The 18,151-nt window shown below is 55.2% G+C and carries 22 protein-coding genes; 9 read left to right on the forward strand and 13 right to left on the reverse strand.

The window, feature by feature from the left end; all coding sequences use genetic code 11:
• Positions 1 to 10: 10 nt before the first annotated feature.
• Positions 11 to 505 (reverse strand): YfbU family protein, encoded by a 495-nt coding sequence (locus KO1_RS08435; protein ID WP_004104089.1) that lies wholly within the window; start codon positions 503 to 505, stop codon positions 11 to 13.
• A gap of 87 nt (positions 506 to 592) precedes the next feature.
• Entirely contained in the window at positions 593 to 1,048 is a 456-nt protein-coding gene (gene yfbV / locus KO1_RS08440; protein ID WP_004104090.1) for a terminus macrodomain insulation protein YfbV, read from the reverse strand.
• Between the two features lie 335 nt (positions 1,049 to 1,383).
• Between yfbV and ackA the strand changes: the two genes are divergently transcribed.
• Positions 1,384 to 2,586, forward strand: coding sequence for an acetate kinase (gene ackA, locus KO1_RS08445; protein ID WP_004104091.1), 1,203 nt, complete (start codon positions 1,384 to 1,386; stop codon positions 2,584 to 2,586).
• A 200-nt stretch (positions 2,587 to 2,786) separates the two neighbouring features.
• Positions 2,787 to 4,931, forward strand: a complete 2,145-nt coding sequence (pta, locus tag KO1_RS08450) for a phosphate acetyltransferase (RefSeq protein ID WP_004114247.1) — start codon at positions 2,787 to 2,789, stop codon at positions 4,929 to 4,931.
• 47 nt (positions 4,932 to 4,978) lie between these two features.
• On the opposite strand, the gene KO1_RS08455 is transcribed toward pta, so the two are convergent.
• The 5 genes from KO1_RS08455 to KO1_RS08475 form a co-directional block, all read right to left on the reverse strand.
• A complete protein-coding gene (locus KO1_RS08455; protein ID WP_024274519.1) occupies positions 4,979 to 5,932 on the reverse strand; it encodes a transketolase family protein in 954 nt (317 codons plus the stop codon).
• A complete protein-coding gene (locus KO1_RS08460) occupies positions 5,925 to 6,755 on the reverse strand; it encodes a transketolase (RefSeq protein ID WP_004114251.1) in 831 nt (276 codons plus the stop codon). The genes KO1_RS08455 and KO1_RS08460 overlap by 8 nt, the downstream gene beginning before the upstream one ends.
• The gene (locus KO1_RS08465; RefSeq protein ID WP_004104096.1) at positions 6,752 to 8,143 is read right to left on the reverse strand and encodes a PTS ascorbate transporter subunit IIC; all 1,392 of its coding nucleotides are present in this window, start codon (positions 8,141 to 8,143) and stop codon (positions 6,752 to 6,754) included. Before KO1_RS08465 ends, KO1_RS08460 begins: the two co-directional genes overlap by 4 nt.
• Before the next feature lie 20 nt (positions 8,144 to 8,163).
• Positions 8,164 to 8,436, reverse strand: coding sequence for a PTS sugar transporter subunit IIB (locus KO1_RS08470; protein ID WP_004104098.1), 273 nt, complete (start codon positions 8,434 to 8,436; stop codon positions 8,164 to 8,166).
• 79 nt (positions 8,437 to 8,515) lie between these two features.
• Complete coding sequence (locus tag KO1_RS08475; RefSeq protein WP_023321372.1) at positions 8,516 to 8,959, reverse strand: PTS sugar transporter subunit IIA; 444 nt, start codon at positions 8,957 to 8,959, stop codon at positions 8,516 to 8,518.
• A gap of 236 nt (positions 8,960 to 9,195) precedes the next feature.
• On the opposite strand from KO1_RS08475, the gene KO1_RS08480 reads away from it, so the two are divergent.
• Positions 9,196 to 10,215: a LacI family DNA-binding transcriptional regulator gene (locus KO1_RS08480; protein WP_004104102.1), complete on the forward strand. Its 1,020-nt coding sequence runs from the start codon at positions 9,196 to 9,198 to the stop codon at positions 10,213 to 10,215.
• A 3-nt stretch (positions 10,216 to 10,218) separates the two neighbouring features.
• Here KO1_RS08480 and yfcD read toward each other — a convergent pair whose 3' ends face one another.
• Genes yfcD through yfcF form a run of 3 tightly spaced genes read right to left on the reverse strand, consistent with a single transcriptional unit; the run spans position 10,219 to position 12,084 of the window.
• Complete coding sequence (yfcD, locus tag KO1_RS08485) at positions 10,219 to 10,773, reverse strand: NUDIX hydrolase YfcD (RefSeq protein WP_004104103.1); 555 nt, start codon at positions 10,771 to 10,773, stop codon at positions 10,219 to 10,221.
• A gap of 58 nt (positions 10,774 to 10,831) precedes the next feature.
• Positions 10,832 to 11,383 (reverse strand): phosphodiesterase, encoded by a 552-nt coding sequence (yfcE, locus tag KO1_RS08490; RefSeq protein WP_004104104.1) that lies wholly within the window; start codon positions 11,381 to 11,383, stop codon positions 10,832 to 10,834.
• A gap of 56 nt (positions 11,384 to 11,439) precedes the next feature.
• Positions 11,440 to 12,084, reverse strand: coding sequence for a glutathione transferase (gene yfcF, locus KO1_RS08495; RefSeq protein ID WP_004104105.1), 645 nt, complete (start codon positions 12,082 to 12,084; stop codon positions 11,440 to 11,442).
• Positions 12,085 to 12,292: 208 nt separating this feature from the next.
• On the opposite strand from yfcF, the gene yfcG reads away from it, so the two are divergent.
• The 6 genes from yfcG to KO1_RS08525 all read left to right on the forward strand — a co-directional run bounded on the left by yfcG (position 12,293) and on the right by KO1_RS08525 (position 15,869).
• Positions 12,293 to 12,922, forward strand: a complete 630-nt coding sequence (gene yfcG / locus KO1_RS08500) for a GSH-dependent disulfide bond oxidoreductase (protein ID WP_004104106.1) — start codon at positions 12,293 to 12,295, stop codon at positions 12,920 to 12,922.
• A 65-nt stretch (positions 12,923 to 12,987) separates the two neighbouring features.
• Positions 12,988 to 13,350: a dihydroneopterin triphosphate 2'-epimerase gene (gene folX / locus KO1_RS08505; RefSeq protein ID WP_004104107.1), complete on the forward strand. Its 363-nt coding sequence runs from the start codon at positions 12,988 to 12,990 to the stop codon at positions 13,348 to 13,350.
• 20 nt (positions 13,351 to 13,370) lie between these two features.
• The gene (locus KO1_RS08510; protein WP_004104109.1) at positions 13,371 to 14,264 is read left to right on the forward strand and encodes a TIGR01777 family oxidoreductase; all 894 of its coding nucleotides are present in this window, start codon (positions 13,371 to 13,373) and stop codon (positions 14,262 to 14,264) included.
• A gap of 215 nt (positions 14,265 to 14,479) precedes the next feature.
• Entirely contained in the window at positions 14,480 to 14,734 is a 255-nt protein-coding gene (locus tag KO1_RS08515; RefSeq protein ID WP_004104111.1) for a hypothetical protein, read from the forward strand.
• Between the two features lie 3 nt (positions 14,735 to 14,737).
• The gene (locus tag KO1_RS08520; protein ID WP_004104113.1) at positions 14,738 to 15,304 is read left to right on the forward strand and encodes a hypothetical protein; all 567 of its coding nucleotides are present in this window, start codon (positions 14,738 to 14,740) and stop codon (positions 15,302 to 15,304) included.
• Positions 15,305 to 15,371: 67 nt separating this feature from the next.
• On the forward strand, positions 15,372 to 15,869 hold the full coding sequence (locus KO1_RS08525) for a GNAT family N-acetyltransferase (protein WP_004104114.1): 498 nt from the start codon (positions 15,372 to 15,374) through the stop codon (positions 15,867 to 15,869).
• Positions 15,870 to 15,910: 41 nt separating this feature from the next.
• Here the strand turns inward: KO1_RS08525 and hisP are convergent, their stop codons facing one another.
• From hisP to KO1_RS08540, 3 genes are read right to left on the reverse strand one after another with little or no spacing between them, the layout of a single operon-like run.
• A complete protein-coding gene (gene hisP / locus KO1_RS08530; RefSeq protein ID WP_004104116.1) occupies positions 15,911 to 16,684 on the reverse strand; it encodes a histidine ABC transporter ATP-binding protein HisP in 774 nt (257 codons plus the stop codon).
• Between the two features lie 7 nt (positions 16,685 to 16,691).
• The gene (hisM, locus tag KO1_RS08535; protein WP_004104118.1) at positions 16,692 to 17,408 is read right to left on the reverse strand and encodes a histidine ABC transporter permease HisM; all 717 of its coding nucleotides are present in this window, start codon (positions 17,406 to 17,408) and stop codon (positions 16,692 to 16,694) included.
• The gene (locus tag KO1_RS08540) at positions 17,405 to 18,091 is read right to left on the reverse strand and encodes a histidine ABC transporter permease HisQ (protein WP_004104120.1); all 687 of its coding nucleotides are present in this window, start codon (positions 18,089 to 18,091) and stop codon (positions 17,405 to 17,407) included. Before KO1_RS08540 ends, hisM begins: the two co-directional genes overlap by 4 nt.
• Positions 18,092 to 18,151: the final 60 nt, after the last annotated feature.

The raw sequence follows: 18,151 nt of genomic DNA on the forward strand, positions 1-18,151 counted from the left end.
GGAACCTCCATCAGGCGTTGATAATTTGATTAATTTCGTTACTGCTCAGATGATACTGACGCGGGCAGGCGTGCCAGGTGCTCAGCATACGCTGGTATTTTTCCCACATCGGGGTCTGGGAGTTAAAGCCGTGAGTCCCGGCGTCAAAGTGGCTGTAGCGACCCTCAACGTTGACCATAAAGCGAACGTAGCCGAGATAGCGAGCTTCAGTGGCAACGTCAAAACCGAGGAATGTGACCCGACGCTCGTCGATTCCGCTGGCGTCCTTCAGGTTGGTCCAGGAGACATGCAGCGCATGATACATCTCCATGATATCAATGATGGTACGACACGTTTCCTCGGTAAGCTGGCCAAACTCGCGGTCCAGCTCGCGCATCTGCAGCCCGTATCCACGCTCAATGATGGTCTGTAGACGGCGATAGCGTTCGGCGTTGTCCGGGTCGAGCATCGTCATCATCTTGTACTGATTCGACAGAATCAGACGTTGCGCATTGGTCATTTCCATTTTTGACTCCTGTTACACTTTTTACGGCGTGAAAAAAGAAGGCGCATGAATTATGCGCCTTCTTTTATATGCGTTTTCCTGATGCAATTACAAATCATCCAGGAAAGTTTTATCCAGTTGTTTGAAGGCGCGCTTAAGCGTGTCAGCTAAAGCCTGATAATCAGGCTTACCGTCGACCGGCGTTAATGCTTGTCCGGCCTCCTGCAATTTACCGCGCACTTCATAAAACCAGTTTAAAATCGACGGCGGCAGCGGCGTCACCGAGCGCTTGCCCAACCACCATAATCCCTGCATCGGGAGGCTCAGCGCAAACAGCGCGGTAGCCACGGCCGGGCCAAGCTGGCCGCCAAGGGCGATTTGCCAGCACAGCGTGAAAATCGCTACGGGCGGCATGATACGAATCGCATAGCGCGTGGCGCGAATAATACGGTTTTCGATAAACACCGGGGCAAGGCGCTTATCCAGAGGCCAGGTCTTTGCATAATGCTGCCCGTGGCGAAACAAGCCGAAAAAACTTACAGGGCGATTTTCTGGACCAGACATGGCTTACCTCAACTTTACATATAAAACTTAAAAAATTTGTGCAAAACACCAACTGTGTATGACAACGTTCAAAAGATTTTGGCAATGGCGGCCTCAATCAGGTATTCTGTGCGCACCTGAGGGGCGGTTAGACCCTTTTACCAGGTTAGTCAAATTATCGCATATTCTGCCACTGGCTGAAAATTATGCAAAATGACATAAAATCAAATGTACTTCTCCCATCGTGCCGAAAACAGTGCAAGGCATGATGTTAATCATAAATGTCGATGTCATCCTGCGCTACGCTTTGTGACACACTGACGTTTTTTTAGCCACGTATCATAAAAGGTACTTCCATGTCGAGTAAGTTAGTACTGGTTCTGAACTGCGGTAGCTCCTCTCTGAAATTCGCTATCCTTGATGCCGTCAACGGTGACGAATACCTGTCCGGTTTAGCAGAATGTTTCCATCTTCCAGAAGCCCGTATCAAATGGAAAATGGATGGCAGCAAACAAGAAGCCGAGCTAGGCGCTGGCGCTGCTCACAGTGAAGCGCTGAACTTTATCGTTAACACTATTCTGGCACAAAAACCAGAACTGTCTGCTCAGCTGACCGCAATCGGCCATCGTATCGTTCACGGCGGTGAGAAATACACCAGCTCCGTTGTTATCGATGACTCCGTCATTCAGGGCATTAAAGATTCCGCATCTTTCGCTCCGCTGCACAACCCTGCGCACCTGATCGGTATCGCTGAAGCGCTGAAATCCTTCCCGCATCTGAAAGATAAGAACGTTGCCGTGTTCGACACCGCGTTCCACCAGACCATGCCGGAAGAATCTTACCTCTATGCCCTGCCGTACAGCCTGTACAAAGAACACGGCGTACGTCGCTACGGCGCGCACGGTACCAGCCACTTCTATGTGACTCAGGAAGCTGCGAAAGTTCTGAACAAACCGGTTGAAGAGCTGAACATCATCACCTGCCATCTGGGCAACGGTGGTTCCGTTTCCGCTATCCGTAACGGTAAATGCGTTGACACCTCTATGGGTCTGACTCCGCTGGAAGGCCTGGTTATGGGTACGCGTTCTGGCGATATCGACCCGGCAATCATTTTCCATCTGCACGATGCCCTGGGCATGAGCGTAGACGCCATCAACAAAATGCTGACCAAAGAGTCCGGTCTGCTCGGCCTGACCGAAGTGACCAGCGACTGCCGCTATGTTGAAGACAACTACCAGGACAAAGCGGATGCTAAACGCGCTATGGACGTTTACTGCCACCGCCTGGCAAAATATATCGGTTCCTACACCGCGCTGATGGATGGCCGTCTGGACGCGGTTATTTTCACCGGCGGTATCGGTGAGAACGCGGCGATGGTTCGCGAACTGTCTCTGGGCAAACTGGGCGTACTGGGCTTTGAAGTTGATCACGAGCGCAACCTGGCTGCCCGTTTCGGCAAGTCTGGCTTCATCAACAAAGAAGGCACTCGCCCGGCTATCGTCATTCCGACCAACGAAGAGCTGGTCATCGCGCAAGACGCCAACCGTCTGACCGCCTGATTCCACACCGCCAGCCATAACCCTAAATAATTCGAGTTGCAGGAAGGCGGCGACGCAGCGAATCCCCAGGAGCGTATGAGGAGTACGTGACTGGGGTGAGCAAGTAAAGCCAACGCACATGCAACTTGAAGTATGACGGGAAGCTGGTGGTGCAGTTTTGTATCCCGCCCGATACTGGCGGTAACGAAAGAGGATATATCGTGTCCCGTACAATTATGCTGATCCCTACCGGAACCAGCGTAGGCCTGACCAGCGTCAGCCTCGGTGTTGTCCGTGCTATGGAACGTAAAGGCGTGCGCCTGAGCGTCTTTAAACCAATCGCTCAACCGCGCGCCGGTGGCGATGCGCCAGACCAGACGACGACCATCATTCGCGCGAACTCCGACCTTCCGGCCGCAGAACCGTTGAAGATGAGCCACGTTGAGTCGCTGCTCTCCAGCAACCAGAAAGACGTGCTGATGGAAGAGATCATCGCCAACTACCACGCCAACGCTCAGGATGCTGAAGTGGTGCTGGTTGAAGGTCTGGTCCCGACCCGCAAACATCAGTTTGCCCAGTCGCTGAACTACGAAATCGCCAAAACGCTGAACGCTGAAATCGTCTTCGTCATGTCCCAGGGTACCGATACTCCGGAACAGCTGAAAGAACGCGTTGAGCTGACTCGCAGCAGCTTCGGCGGCGCGAAAAACACCAGCATTACCGGCGTAATCGTCAACAAGCTGAATGCGCCAGTTGACGAACAGGGCCGTACTCGCCCTGACCTGTCAGAAATCTTCGACGACTCTTCCAAAGCGAAAGTCGTGAAGATTGATCCGGCTCAGCTGCAGAACGGTAGCCCGTTACCGGTTCTGGGCGCGGTGCCGTGGAGCTTCGATCTGATCGCCACCCGCGCGATCGATATGGCGCGTCACCTGAACGCCACCATCATCAACGAAGGCGACATTAATACCCGCCGCGTGAAGTCCGTGACCTTCTGCGCACGCAGCATTCCACACATGCTGGAGCACTTCCGCGCAGGATCGCTGCTGGTCACTTCCGCAGACCGTCCCGACGTTCTGGTCGCCGCCTGCCTGGCCGCGATGAACGGCGTGGAAATCGGTGCCATCCTGCTGACCGGCGGCTACGAAATGGACGAGCGCATCAGCAAGCTGTGCGAACGCGCATTCGCGACCGGCCTGCCGGTATTTATGGTCAACACCAATACCTGGCAGACCTCCCTGAGCCTGCAGAGCTTCAACCTGGAAGTTCCGGTTGACGATCACGAGCGCATCGAGAAAGTTCAGGAATACGTGGCTAACTACATTAACGCTGACTGGATCGAGTCGCTCACCGCGACTTCCGAGCGTAGCCGTCGCCTCTCTCCGCCAGCCTTCCGCTATCAGCTCACCGAGCTGGCGCGTAAAGCAGGCAAGCGCGTTGTTCTGCCGGAAGGTAACGAACCGCGTACCGTTAAAGCCGCCGCTATCTGCGCCGAGCGCGGTATCGCCACCTGCGTCCTGCTGGGCAACCCGGAAGAAATCACCCGCGTTGCCGCGTCTCAGGGCGTAGAGCTGGGCGCCGGGATTGAAATCGTCGATCCGGAAGTGGTTCGCGAAAGCTACGTAGCTCGCCTGGTCGAGCTGCGTAAGAGCAAGGGTATGACCGAAGCGGTTGCTCGCGAGCAGCTGGAAGACAACGTGGTTCTTGGCACCCTGATGCTGGAGCAAGACGAAGTTGACGGCCTGGTCTCCGGCGCGGTTCACACCACCGCCAACACCATCCGTCCGCCACTGCAGCTGATCAAAACGGCCCCTGGCAGCTCTCTGGTCTCCTCCGTATTCTTCATGCTGCTGCCGGAACAGGTTTACGTTTACGGCGACTGCGCGATCAACCCGGATCCGACCGCTGAGCAGCTGGCTGAAATCGCCATTCAGTCTGCTGAATCCGCAATTGCCTTTGGCATCGAGCCGCGCGTGGCCATGCTCTCCTACTCCACCGGCACTTCAGGCGCAGGCAGCGATGTAGAGAAAGTTCGCGAAGCAACTCGTCTGGCGCAGGAAAAACGTCCTGACCTGATGATCGACGGCCCGCTGCAGTATGATGCTGCGGTAATGGCTGACGTTGCGAAATCCAAAGCGCCGAACTCCCCGGTTGCCGGACGCGCTACCGTGTTCATCTTCCCGGATCTGAACACCGGTAACACCACTTACAAAGCCGTACAGCGTTCCGCCGATCTGATCTCCATCGGGCCGATGCTGCAAGGCATGCGTAAGCCGGTGAACGACCTGTCCCGCGGCGCGCTGGTTGACGATATCGTCTATACCATCGCCCTGACCGCTATTCAGTCGTCCCAGCAGCAAGCATAATCTGCCCGCTGCATGAAAAAAGGCGACCGGATGGTCGCCTTTTTTATTTACAGCAGCTCGCGCGCCGCTGAGACAATATCATGCGCCGTCAGGCCATACTCCTTCTGCAAGAACTCCTGCGTTCCCACCTGACCGTAGCGCTCTTTCACTCCTACGCGCCGCATCGGTACCGGACAGGTTTCCACCAGCACCTCCGCCACCGCCGATCCCAGTCCATTGTGAATACTGTGGTTTTCGCAGGTCACGATGCGCCCGGTTTTTTCGGCGTAATTTTTCACCAGCATGCGGTCAATGGGCTTCAGGGTAAACATATCAATCACCGCCGCGCTAACGCCTTCCTGCTCAAGCTGGCGCGCCGCCTCCAGCGCTTCCGCCACCATAATCCCATTGGCAATCAGCGTGATATCTTCACCTTCGCGCAGCACATTCCCTTTGCCAATGGTGAACGTTGAACCCGCCGCGTACACGCTCGGCGCCTGTTTGCGAATGGTGCGAACCCAGTAGAAGCCGTCGAGATCGATAAGCTGACGCAGAATCTCATCGAACATCACCGCATCGGTCACTTCCAGCACGACCGAATGCGCCAGGCCGCGCACAATCCCCATATCTTCAAACGACATATGGGTTCCGCCGTTATGGCAGGCGGTCACCCCCGCATCGGAAGCAATTACTTTGACGTTATTCCGCTGATAATCGAGCGACATAAACAGCTGGTCGAAACAGCGGCGGCTGGCAAAAGCGGTAAAGGTGTGCACAAACGGCTTGCGTCCGGTCAACGATAGCCCGGCGGCAGTGCCTATCACGTTGGCTTCCATGATGCCGCAGTTGATGACGTGCTGCGGATGCTCCCGCGCGACGCCGTCCATCGCCATGGAACTCATCAAATCCGCTTCCAGCGCGATAATTGGGCCCTTGTCTGCAATCTGCTCTGCGACGAACCCGGCATAAACCTTACGCATCTCTACGGCATCTTTTTGCCCTGCTGGTGCAAGCTTAATCATGTTCGGCCTCCAGTTGGCGAATCGCCTCGTTTAGCGTCTCTTTCATTTCGCCCGTCAGGCGCAAATGGTGGTTGTTGCTGAGATTTTCGAGATACGGCACGCCCTGGCCTTTCACGCTATCGAGAATGACTACCCGCGGTCGCGCATCGACGGGCGGAACGGGCTGTACCGCAGCCAGCAGTCCGGGAACGTCATCGCCTTTAACGGTCACGACATCAAAACCAAAGGCGCGGAATTTATCTTCGAGATTAAAAGCGCGAATGATCTCATCCAGCCTGCCGTCAAGCTGTAGCTTGTTCCAGTCAACAAACACGGTCAGGTTATTCAGGCGATGATGGGCGATAAACTGGAATGCTTCCCAGCACTGGCCTTCATTCAGTTCCCCGTCGCCAACGATACAGAACACACGATTCGTCCGTCCCGCCAGCTTATGCGACAGCGCCATCCCGCCAGCGATGGAAATCCCCTGCCCCAGCGACCCCGTTGTGGCGTCTACGCCGCGCGTTTTTAGCCGATCCGGATGGCTTGGCAGCCGCGTACCGTTCTGGTTCAGCGTGCTTAGTTCCTCCATCGGGAAATATCCCTTTATCGCCAGCGTACTGTACAGCGCCGGGCCGGCATGGCCCTTCGATAACACAAAGTAGTCGCGCTCGGGCCAGTCCGGATCGGCGGGATCAATTTTCATCACCGCGCCGTACAGTACCGCCAGCGTTTCCACGACCGACATACTGCCGCCGTAGTGGCCGAAACCGAGATCCGTCAGCGATTTAAGGGTTGCGACGCGAATGTCTCGCGCCAGTTTAGTCACTTCTTGCACATTCATGATTTCGCTCCGCTGTTCTCCTGCGCGCCGCGGCCCACAGATTTCTTTTTCGCAAAAACGTTGTACGCCACCAGCAGTACGAACAACGCCACAACCAGGCCAGTTATCGCAAACGGCGACAGATAGCGGGCCAGGTTACCCAGCACAATGCCGACGACGCCGAAATCAGCATCCGAGAAAGTGGTGTTGGCAAAACCAATCGCCCCCAGTACAGGCAGGAGCAGCACCGGCAGGAAGGTGATCAGCAGACCGTTGGCAAACGCGCCGATCATTGCCCCGCGCCGCCCGCCGGTCGCGTTGCCAAACACGCCAGCGGTCGCGCCGGTAAAGAAATGCGGCACCACGCCGGGCAGAATCAACACCCACTTAAATTGCCCGCAGAGGAACAGCCCGACCAGCCCGCCGAGGAAGCTAAACAGGAAGCCAATCAGTACCGCATTGGGCGCATAGGGATAAACAACCGGACAGTCCAGCGCCGGACGGGCATTCGGCACCAGCTTTTCCGAAAACCCGGTAAAAGCCGGTACGATTTCCGCCAGAATCAGGCGTACCCCTTGCAGGATGATGAACACCCCGGCAGCAAAGGTGATCGCCATAATGATGGCGTAGACCAGGTAGTTCTGGCCGCCGCTGAAGGTGCTTTCAACGTATTCACGCCCTGCGCTCACCGCCATAATCAGATAGATGATCATCATGGTCAGCGAAATAGAGATGGAGCTGTCGCGCAGGAAGCTCAGGTTTTTCGGCAGGTTCATCTCTTCTGTTGAACGCGAGCCTTTACCGCAAACGCTACCGATCCACCCCGACAGTACGTAGCCCAGAGTGCCGAAGTGGCCGAAAGCAATGTCATCGGTTCCGGTAATACGCTTCATATAGCGCTGGGCCAACGCCGGGAAGAATGCCATGACCAGGCCAAGGATCAGCGAACCGGTAAATACCAGCCCGACCCCCTCAAAACCCGCCACGGTGAGAATCACGCCAATCATGCAGGCCATATAGAAGGTGTGGTGCCCGGTGAGAAAAATGTACTTCAGGCGCGTAAACCGGGCGACCACAATATTTGCCACCATCCCAAACGCCATAATCAGCGCGGTTGAAGCACCATATTTTTCCAGCGCAATAGAAACTATCGCCTCATTATTAGGGATAATTCCCTGAATATTAAATGCGTGTTCAAACATCCCCCCTAATGGATTCAGCGAGCCGACTAATACCGTCGCGCCACCGCCGAGAACGATAAAGCCCAGAATAGTTTTAATTGTTCCCTTCACGACGTCGGAGAAAGATTTTTTTTGCGCCACCAGACCAATTAACGCAATTAAACCGACCAGTACTGAAGGGACTTTAAGAATATCAACAACAAAATTCAGCGTTTCAAGGATAAACATATCCACCTCGCTATAAATAGTTATTGTCTGGCGAACCACGCGCGCAGCTGCGCTTCGAGTTCATTAATATCGATGATGTTAGTAATCACCACCAGCTGGCTTTCCGGTACGCTGGCGCTGGCAGCAATATCTTTCGCCATCACAAACAGATCCGCCGCGCCAGGAGTTGCCGACGACAGATCGGAGTGCTCTACCTCGGCCTCGATTTCGAGCTTTTTAAGCACTTTTTTAATATTCATTTCAACCATAAAACTGCTGCCCAGGCCAGAACCGCAAATTGCCATAATTTTCATTGTTATCACCTTTTTTGGGTAGAGTAGGTCCGCATCACGCAGGCGCGTAATGTCCGATAAGTCGGATGTTTAAATTAACTCAGAAGCGTGCGATGATTTTTTTAATCTCCTCAAGGCCGGTTGCCTGATGTAATTGATGCATATCTTCATCGCTGGAAAATAATTCCGCCAGAGCCGCGATCATTTCGAGATGGCTATGTTTATCCGGTGCCGCAAGCATAATGATAATATCAACCGGGTCGAACTCCTCAGAGCCAAACGATACGCCCTGTTCCAGTTTCAACAGCGATAGTCCTAAGCCCTTTGCCCCCTCCTCTGGCCGCGCATGCGGCATCGCCAGTCCCGGCGCCAGCACGTAATACGGCCCCAGCCTACGATGCTGCTCCACGATCGCCTTCACGTAAGCAGGTTCGATAACGCCGGCCTCGAGCAGCGGCCGGGCGCAGATATCCAGCGCCTGGGGCCAGCTGTCTACGTTCTGCCGCAGCGCAATGGTGGCATCAGAGAGCCATGTGTTGAGCATTTTATCCCCCGTCTTTTAGCAAAAGATGGGCAAACTTTATGCAAGCATGGAAGAGTTATCTGCGAGAACGATCACAAAGATAGCGCTACCAAAAAGGAACATTCAGATTTGTGATAGCGCTATCAATTCACAATCATCCTGTGAAAACGCAGCAAAAAGCCCCGGTTAAGGCGTATACTCCCTGACACGTGAAGTAATGGATGAAAATAAAAAACGTCTGTTTAGCAGGAATATGTATGTCTCTAACCCGAAAACGGCGTAGTACCGGTAAAGTGACGATCGCCGATGTTGCTCAGCTGGCAGGTGTGGGAACCATGACCGTATCCCGCGCGCTTCGCACGCCGGAACAAGTTTCCGATAAACTCCGTGAAAAAATCGAAGCGGCGGTGCAAGAACTCGGGTATATGCCTAACCTCGCCGCCAGCGCCCTGGCATCAGCCTCTTCAAGAACTATCGCGATGGTGGTCCCCAATCTGGCGGAGGCGGGCTGCTCAGCGATGTTTGCCGGGCTTCAGCAGGTACTACAGCCGGCGGGTTATCAAATCATGCTCGCGGAATCGCAGCACCGTCTTGAGCAGGAAGAAAAGTTGCTGGAAACGCTGCTGGCTTCGAATATCGCCGCCGCCATTCTGCTTAGCGTTGAACATAGCGATACCGTACGCCACTGGCTGCAAAACGCCTCGATTCCGGTGGTGGAAATGGGGGCGATGCGCGCCGATCCTATCGACATGAATATCGGCATTGATAACGTAGCGGCGATGTTCGAGCTGACGGAGATGCTCATTCACCGCGGCTATCAGAATATCGGTCTACTGTGCGCCAATCAGGAACAGTGGATTTTTCAGCAGCATTTGCAGGGGTGGTACAAGGCCATGCTGCGCCATCATATGTCGCCTAACCGGGTGATTAACGCTGCGCTACCGGCCAACTTTTCCACCGGCGCTTCGCAGCTGCCGGAGTTTTTGCTGGCATGGCCAGAACTCGATGCGCTGGTCTGCGTTTCCGATGAGCTGGCATGCGGGGCGCTGTATGAGTGCCAGCGTCGGCGTATCAAGGTGCCTGATGATTTAGCCGTCGTCGGCTTTGGCGACAGTGACGTGAGTCGGGTGTGCCAGCCGCCGTTAACGACCATGGCTGTGCCGCACCACAAGATTGGTATAGAAGCCGGGCGAGCCCTTCTGGAGCGTTTTAATGAGGGAAACTGGAGCGACAGGAAACCCATCGCGTCCAGTTTATGCATGCGGGATAGCTGCTAAAGGCTATTCCGCCTCTTCCTGTTTTTCGGCTTTTGTTGGCTCATTGTTGGCATTGCGGGTCATCCACAGCGCCAGCGCTTTTAATGAATCCGGAGTGAATTCATCGCAGCGGGCGGTGATCTCTTCCGGCGTCAGCCAGCACACTTCGCTCACTTCTTCTTCTTGCAGCGCGAACGGTCCGTGCGATACGCAGCTAAACAGACCGCCCCAGACGCGGCAGTGCTTATCTTCGTAGTAGAACTGCCCGTGGTCAGCGAAGGGCACGCCGGCAATGCCGAGCTCTTCTTCCGCCTCGCGGCGCGCGGACTCCAGCATTTGCTCATCAGCCTGCACTACGCCACCGGCGGTGGCGTCCAGCATGCCCGGCTGGAAATCTTTCGTTTCGGTACGACGCTGCACCAGGATTTTGCCCATCCCATCATGAACAACAATGTAGGTCGCGCGATGACGCAGACACTCCGCGCGCATTTGTTCGCGGCTGGATTGTGCTATCACCTCGTTGTTTTCATTAACAATATCGACCCATTCTGTGCTTGCCAAATGATTCTGTTCCGCCATCAGGAAACCTTACTTTTTAAAGCGCTCTCGCGGCGCGTCTATACGATTGAGGGGTAAATTACGGGTAAATTGCGACCTCTGCAATAACCTGATGATCATCGAGTGCTAAAACCTGCAATCGCCCCTCGTTCAGAAGACCGTAGCTGGCGGTAAATCCCCCTTTAGGGATGCTGACCGAGCCGGGATTGAAGAGAAAAATCTCGCCGCGTTTCTCGGCTACCGGAATATGAGTATGGCCGTAAGCCAGCACATCGCCAGCGGCGAGTGGAGGCAAATTATCGGGGCTGTACAGATGTCCGTGAGTGAGAAACAGGCGGGTTCGCTCGCTCAAAACCTGCTGCCAGGGGGCGGTTATGGGGAAATGGAGCAGCATCTGATCGACTTCGCTGTCGCAGTTGCCGCGAACGGCAATCACCCGCTCCGCTACGCGGTTTAACGCCTCTGCGACCTGGGCCGGGGCATAACCTTCAGGAAGCGCGTTACGCGGTCCGTGATTCAGCACATCACCGAGAATAACCAGCCACTGCGCCCCGCTTCGCGCGAACAGCTCAAGCACGCGTTCGGCTGCAGGTAGAGAGCCATGGATATCCGAGGCAAACATCAGCTTCATACAATTCATCTCCACGCATTACGATGCCGCTATGATAACGGAACCGCTGACGCTTATCAGCCCGCTCGTTTGGCTGAGAGTGCGACGTAGCGCTGGACTGACGCTCGCTGCCACTGGAAGGTGGCGTAATCAGCCAGCGCTGTCGGAACCTCATCGCCGTTCAGAACCAGACGATTGAGCATCAGCGCAAGGTCGGTATCGGCTATAGACCATTCGCCAAATAAATTCTGCCCGCCATGGGATAGCAGAACGCCAGCCGTTTCAAACAGCTTGCCGGCGCTTTTTTTCCCGGCTTCGCTGAGCGGCGGTTTCTTTTCTCCGGCAAAAACCACGGCCGTCGAGCGTTCTTCACGAATCGGCATTAAATCGCTACGCAGCCAGGCCTGCACCTGACGCGCCCGCGCGCGCTTTTGCAGGTCATGCGGATACAGCCTCTCCCACTCCGGAGGCGCGAAGCGTTCATCGAGATATTCGGTAATCGCGGAGGATTCGCTCAGGAAGAACTCACCGACCTCCAGCAGCGGTACGCGCCGCGTCACGCTGTAGCCTTTCCAGCCGCTTTGCAGATGCTCGCCGCTGTCGAGATCGACGGTTTTTAGAGTAAAAGGCAGGCTCTTTTCCTGCAGGGCAACGTACACGGACATCACATAGGGCGAGAAAAAATCGGCGTCGGACCACAGGGTAATCGCGGACTGGCTCATAGCATCCTCAATGGCTAATGTAATGGGGCGATAAGCCAACATAGCCTGTCTTTCAGAAGATGTCACTGACCGTCGCCTTGAGGATCTTACATACTTAATTGCGGTGAACTTGCCTGGCAAAAATCATCCCGGATTCGGTTAGCCTGCCGGATAACGTCAGTTCACCTATACTCGAAAAGTTTGCGACCCGTAACGGCGAGGGATTTTCATGATCGATCTTTACTACGCACCCACTCCCAATGGCCACAAAATCACGCTCTTCCTCGAAGAAGCTCAGTTGGCCTATCGTCTCATCCGGGTGGATATCGGCAAAGGGGAGCAGTTCCAACCCTCCTACCTTGCGATTTCGCCAAATAACAAGATCCCGGCGATCGTTGACCATGAACCCGCCGACGGCGGTGGCCCGTTAAACCTGTTTGAGTCCGGAGCAATCCTGCTCTACCTTGCAGAAAAAAGCGGCAAGTTACTGAGCGGTGAGCTCCGCGAGCGCCACGCTACGCTCCAGTGGTTATTCTGGCAGGTCGGCGGTTTAGGGCCGATGCTCGGGCAAAACCACCACTTTAACCACTGCGCCCCGCAGGCGGTACCCTATGCCATCGAGCGCTATCAGGTAGAAACTCAGCGGCTGTACGGCGTGCTCAACCGGCGCCTTGGCGAGAGCCCCTGGCTGGGCGGCAACCACTACAGTATCGCCGATATCGCCTGCTGGCCGTGGGTGAATGCCCATCAGCGCCAGCGCATCGACCTCGCCAGTTTTCCGGCGGTTCACAACTGGTTTGAACGCATTCGTCATCGCCCGGCGACCGTTGAGGCGCTTCTGAAAACAGAAGCCTGGTAACCCCCTGCTCGGCCGGGAAGCTTTGATGTATGATGGCGGAAATTACTACCCGGAGGAAGCCTGCAATGTCTCAACCAGACGCCATTATTCGAATTAAGAACCTGCGCCTGCGTACTTTTATCGGAATTAAAGAGGAAGAGATCGCCAACCGCCAGGATGTGGTGGTCAACGTCGCTATCCACTATCCGGCGGAGAAATCACGCAACAGCGAAGATATTAACGATGCGCTGAACTACCGCACCATTACTAAGCGCATTATTAGTCATATCGAAAATAACCGCTTTTCTCTACTGGAAAAATTAACTCAGGATGTGCTCGACATCGCACGCGAACATCACTGGGTCACATATGCTGAAGTAGAGATCGACAAACTGCATGCACTGCGCTACGCCGATTCCGTCTCCATGACGATGAGCTGGCGGCGCTAGATGCATCTTCGGGAGGCGCTATGAACGTTCTGCTTACTGGCGGTACCGGCCTGATTGGCCGGCATCTGATACCCCGGCTGCTGGAGCTGGGGCATCGCGTAACGGTTTCAACCCGCAGCCCTGAAAAGGCGAAAAACCGCCTCGATTCTCGCGTCACTCTGTGGCGCGATTTTGAGCATCAGGTGAATCTTAACGGTTTTGATGCCGTCATCAATCTGGCAGGCGAACCTATCGCCGATAAACGCTGGACGGCGGAGCAGAAGCAGCGCCTCTGCCACAGCCGTTGGGATATCACCCAAAAGCTGGTCACCCTAATCAACGCCAGCGACGCGCCGCCCGCGGTGCTGATTAGCGGTTCAGCCGCCGGCTATTATGGCGATCTCGGCGAAGTTGTCGTCACCGAAGAAGAGCCGCCGCATAATGAGTTTACCCACAAGCTTTGCGCCCGCTGGGAGCAGATTGCCTGCGAAGCGCAGAGCGATCGCACCCGCGTATGCCTGCTGCGTACCGGGGTGGTGCTGGCGCCGCGAGGCGGCATTCTGGCCAAAATGGCGCCCGCCTTTAAGCTTGGCCTCGGCGGCCCTATCGGCAGCGGCAGACAGTATCTGGCCTGGATCCACATCGACGATATGGTCAACGGTATACTGTGGCTGCTTGATAACGACCTGCGCGGGCCGTTTAATATGGTTTCCCCTTACCCGGTTCGTAACGAGCAGTTCGCTCATGCGCTGGGCCATGCGCTAAACCGTCCGGCGATTTTCCGCGTCCCGGCGGCGGCTATTCGTCTGCTGATGGGAGAATCTTCCGTTCTGGTACTCGGCGGCCAGCGCGCGCTGCCTAAACGCCTGGAAGCGGCCGGATTTGGCTTTCGTTGGTACGATCTGGAAGAGGCGCTGGCCGACGTGCTGCGGTAGTCCAGGTCTCTCAGGGAGAGTATCGCTCTCCCTGATTAATTAATTTGTTGAACCCGCCTCGCAGCGCGCAAAAATCACCATTCCTCTGTCGCCTTAACTGTGAATCTTATTCCAGTGATATGTCTTTCACTCTGCCATAACCCCTGTGTGTAATTTAACACCACCACACCGTTGACATTCGTCAACAACTTATTCAACATTACCAGGATGAATTGATGAAGGAACATCCGGATAAACATATCAGAGCAGCTATTGACTACTCGCTGGCACGGGGCTGGATTTTTATCACTGGCGGCAAAAGCGTTCACTGTTTTGGCAGGTTGATGTGTGGGACGGCCCGGCACCGGGAACATATGATGAGCATCTGGTCAACGCCTGCGGTACCCATTAACCACGCCAGGCAAATTATCAGAATGGTCGACCGCTGCCAGCCGCCTGCCTCGGGTCAGCTTAACCACAAGAAGGATTAAACAATGGCGCTGTATAATTTTACGCTCACCCTCTCCGGCGTAACTTCTCGTACCGTGGGTCTGGAAGATGCACTGCATGCCGCAGGCTGCGCTGACGCCCTGGTCTGTTTTTACGGAACGGCGGTCTATCTGGAGTTCGATCGCGAAAGAGACTCTCTTGAGCAGGCTATTCTGTCAGCCATTGCTGATATCGAATCCGCTCCGGCTCTGAATGCGCGAGTCGAATCCGTCGATTCCGCGCTGGTAGGATTAAGCGATATTGCCGAACTCACCGGCCTGACGCGACAGGCCGTCGCCTTATTGAAAGATGGCGCGCGAGGCTCGGGCCAGTTTCCGGGACCGGTGCAGCGCGTTAAAGGCAATTCGCCGCTATGGCGCTGGAAAACCATCGTTGGCTGGCTGGTAACGGAGGGACGACTTGCTGAAGACTCAGCGCTGGTCGCCCACGCCGAGGTGCTGGACGATCTCAATCTGGCGCTGCAGCTGAGGGCTACGCGGGAGAGCAAAACCGTGTTGCACTATCTTAGCGGGCTGGAAAGTCAGCGCCAGGCTTCACCGACGGTTGCTTAAAGGCATAAACATTCCGCGGCTTTATGGTGTTAAGGTGGCGGAAGAATCCACTTGTATGGACTGCTTTATGATAACACTCACCACTCCGCGCCTGCGTCTCTCTGGGTTTAACGCATCCGACTGGCCTTTTTTTCTGCGCTTACGGCGAGATCCAGAAGTGATGCGCTATATGGGAGAGCTTCTTGAGGAGCCGGCGCTGCGGACGCTGTTTGAGTCCCGCTGCGCAGACCCTGGCGTATTCGTTTTACGTGATGCCAGCGGCGCGGCAATTGGCGATATCGGGCTGCGCATCAGCAGTAAAAACCCGCACGAAGCGGATGTCGGATACGCACTCCTGCCCGAAGCTCAGGGGAAAGGGTACGCCAGCGAAGCGCTAAAAGCGATTTGCGACTACGGTTTTCAGCAGCTCGGCGTTCACGCCATCAATGCCTGGGTGCTGGGCAGTAACGCTGGTTCCTCTCGTCTGCTGGAAAAACACGGTTTTATCCGCATTCAGGTGCTCGAAAAAGCCTATCGCCTGAACGGAATTGATTACGACGACTGGGTATATCGGCTGGAGCGTTAGCCGCCCCGACGGAGAGTATTCCGCCGGGGGCAGGACAGGAATTACTTTAAAGAGCCTTTCAGGAACTGCTGCAGGCGCTGGCTTTTCGGATTACCGAAGACTTCGTCAGGGTGCCCCTCTTCTTCTATCTTGCCCTGATGCAGGAAGATTACGTGAGAGGAGACGTGGCGCGCAAAACCCATCTCATGGGTGACCACGACCATGGTTTTCCCCTCTTCCGCCAGCTGCTGCATAATGCGCAACACTTCGCCCACCAGTTCAGGATCAAGCGCCGACGTCGGTTCATCAAACAGCAGCACATCGGGTTCCATCGCCAGCGCGCGGGCGATGGACACGCGCTGCTGCTGGCCGCCGGAGAGATGCACCGGATATTTAATCTGCTGGCGTTCGTCAATCCCCACCTTCGCCAGATATTTCACCGCCCGCTCGCGCGCTTCCTGTTTGCTCAGGCCCAGAACCTGAATCGGCGCTTCCATCACGTTTTCCAGCACCGTCATATGGCTCCAGAGATTGAAATGCTGGAACACCATCGTCAGGCGAGTCCGCAGCAGACGCAGTTGGTTCTTATCCGACACCTTGAGCTGACCGTCTTTATCACGAACCAGACCAATGTTCTGCCCGTTAACCACAATCGTCCCTTCGCTGGGCTTTTCAAGAAAGTTAATGCAGCGCAGAAAGGTGCTTTTACCGGAACCGGATGAGCCAATAATACTGATCACGTCCCCGGCTTTCGCCCGCAGCGAAACGCCTTTCAGCACCTCGTGTTCGCCGTAACGTTTATGCAGATCGATTACATTTAATTTATTGTCGGACATGGCGTTCTCAATGCGTCGAAGAAGGTTTGATATGCTGCAGCCAGCGCTTTTCCGCCCTGCGGAATAAGCTAATCAGCACATAGGAGATAATTAAATACAGAACTGCGGCAATGCCAAAAGCGGTAAACGGCTGGTAGGTTGCCGAGTTGATATCACGGGCAATTTTCAGCAGATCCGGCACCGTGGCGGTAAAGGCCAGCGCGGTGGAATGCAGCATCAGGATCACTTCGTTGCTGTAGGCAGGCAGAGCAATACGCAGCGCGGAAGGCAAAATAATGCAGCGATACATTTTGACCGCAGAAAAACCGTACGCGCGGGCGGCTTCGATCTCTCCCGCCGGCACTGAACGAATCGCTCCGGCAAAAATCTCCGTGGTATAAGCGCAGGTATTCAGCGTCAACGCCAGCACCGTACAGTTCAGACCGCTACGAAAGAAGGCGTTCAGCAGTTCTGTACCTTTGACGATCTCCAGCGTGTACATACCGGAATAGAACACCAGCAGCTGCACATACAGCGGGGTACCGCGAAAGATATAGGTGAAAAGCCAGATTGGGAACTGGATAAATTTGTTGCTCGATACCCGGCCTATGGCAAGAAAAACCGCGAGTATGCCGCCCATCACGACTGAAGAGATCAGCAGCCAGAGCGTAATCGCTACGCCGGTGAAGCGATAGCCGTCGGTCCACAGCAGAGATTTCCAGTACTCCTGAATAATATCAATCACAGGTCAGCCCTCTTCACGCCAACAGAATAACGGCGTTCGAGCATCAGCAGCACACCATTGGAAACCGTGGTAAACACCAGATAAATCAGGCCGCAGACGATAGCGAAGTAGAAAGGCTCCCAGGTGCTTTTACCCGCCAGCTGAGTTGCCTTAACCACATCCTCCAGCCCCAGCAATGAGACCAGTGCAGTCGCTTTGAGGATCACCTGCCAGTTATTGCCAATTCCGGGCAGCGCATAGCGCATCATTGCCGGAAACAGAATGCGGCGAAAGGTCTGCCCGCCGCTGAAGCCGAAGGCCGTTGCCGCTTCAATATGTCCCTTCGGTACCGCCAGGAAGGCGCCGCGAAAGGTTTCGGTGAAGTAAGCGCCGTAAATAAAGCCCAGAGTGATAATCCCCGCGACCATGGGGTCGATATCAAACTGCGCGAGGCCAAGCGCATCGGTCAGTGCGTTGAGCGCGATCTGCAACCCGTAGAAAATCAGCAGCATCAGCACCAGATCGGGTACGCCGCGAATTAAGGTGGTATAGCCTTCAAAAATCAGCGCCAGCGGACGATTACTGGAAAGCTTCGCCCCCGCGCCTGCCAGGCCGATAAGCACCGCCAGAACGACCGAGCTTAACGCCAGCTCAAGGGTGACCAGCGCGCCCTGAAAAATAACCTGAGAAAAACCGTACAGCATGCTGTCTGCCCTGTCTGTCATCAACCATCGCGCGCTAAGTCACGCGCGATGGGGTACGCG

Source organism: Klebsiella oxytoca NBRC 105695 (genome assembly GCF_001598695.1).
GTDB classification, from domain to species: domain Bacteria; phylum Pseudomonadota; class Gammaproteobacteria; order Enterobacterales; family Enterobacteriaceae; genus Klebsiella; species Klebsiella oxytoca.

What these genes read in the sequence shown, in the direction of transcription:
- KO1_RS08435 (WP_004104089.1), bottom strand. Translation starts at nt 505, where the DNA reads ATGGAAATGACCAATGCGCAACGTCTGATTCTGTCGAATCAGTACAAG.
- yfbV (WP_004104090.1), bottom strand. Translation starts at nt 1,048, where the DNA reads ATGTCTGGTCCAGAAAATCGCCCTGTAAGTTTTTTCGGCTTGTTTCGC.
- ackA (WP_004104091.1), top strand. Translation starts at nt 1,384, where the DNA reads ATGTCGAGTAAGTTAGTACTGGTTCTGAACTGCGGTAGCTCCTCTCTG.
- KO1_RS08455 (WP_024274519.1), bottom strand. Translation starts at nt 5,932, where the DNA reads ATGATTAAGCTTGCACCAGCAGGGCAAAAAGATGCCGTAGAGATGCGT.
- KO1_RS08460 (WP_004114251.1), bottom strand. Translation starts at nt 6,755, where the DNA reads ATGAATGTGCAAGAAGTGACTAAACTGGCGCGAGACATTCGCGTCGCA.
- KO1_RS08465 (WP_004104096.1), bottom strand. Translation starts at nt 8,143, where the DNA reads ATGTTTATCCTTGAAACGCTGAATTTTGTTGTTGATATTCTTAAAGTC.
- KO1_RS08470 (WP_004104098.1), bottom strand. Translation starts at nt 8,436, where the DNA reads ATGAAAATTATGGCAATTTGCGGTTCTGGCCTGGGCAGCAGTTTTATG.
- KO1_RS08475 (WP_023321372.1), bottom strand. Translation starts at nt 8,959, where the DNA reads ATGCTCAACACATGGCTCTCTGATGCCACCATTGCGCTGCGGCAGAAC.
- KO1_RS08480 (WP_004104102.1), top strand. Translation starts at nt 9,196, where the DNA reads ATGTCTCTAACCCGAAAACGGCGTAGTACCGGTAAAGTGACGATCGCC.
- yfcD (WP_004104103.1), bottom strand. Translation starts at nt 10,773, where the DNA reads ATGGCGGAACAGAATCATTTGGCAAGCACAGAATGGGTCGATATTGTT.
- yfcE (WP_004104104.1), bottom strand. Translation starts at nt 11,383, where the DNA reads ATGAAGCTGATGTTTGCCTCGGATATCCATGGCTCTCTACCTGCAGCC.
- yfcF (WP_004104105.1), bottom strand. Translation starts at nt 12,084, where the DNA reads ATGAGCCAGTCCGCGATTACCCTGTGGTCCGACGCCGATTTTTTCTCG.
- yfcG (WP_004104106.1), top strand. Translation starts at nt 12,293, where the DNA reads ATGATCGATCTTTACTACGCACCCACTCCCAATGGCCACAAAATCACG.
- folX (WP_004104107.1), top strand. Translation starts at nt 12,988, where the DNA reads ATGTCTCAACCAGACGCCATTATTCGAATTAAGAACCTGCGCCTGCGT.
- KO1_RS08510 (WP_004104109.1), top strand. Translation starts at nt 13,371, where the DNA reads ATGAACGTTCTGCTTACTGGCGGTACCGGCCTGATTGGCCGGCATCTG.
- KO1_RS08515 (WP_004104111.1), top strand. Translation starts at nt 14,480, where the DNA reads ATGAAGGAACATCCGGATAAACATATCAGAGCAGCTATTGACTACTCG.
- KO1_RS08520 (WP_004104113.1), top strand. Translation starts at nt 14,738, where the DNA reads ATGGCGCTGTATAATTTTACGCTCACCCTCTCCGGCGTAACTTCTCGT.
- KO1_RS08525 (WP_004104114.1), top strand. Translation starts at nt 15,372, where the DNA reads ATGATAACACTCACCACTCCGCGCCTGCGTCTCTCTGGGTTTAACGCA.
- hisP (WP_004104116.1), bottom strand. Translation starts at nt 16,684, where the DNA reads ATGTCCGACAATAAATTAAATGTAATCGATCTGCATAAACGTTACGGC.
- KO1_RS08540 (WP_004104120.1), bottom strand. Translation starts at nt 18,091, where the DNA reads ATGCTGTACGGTTTTTCTCAGGTTATTTTTCAGGGCGCGCTGGTCACC.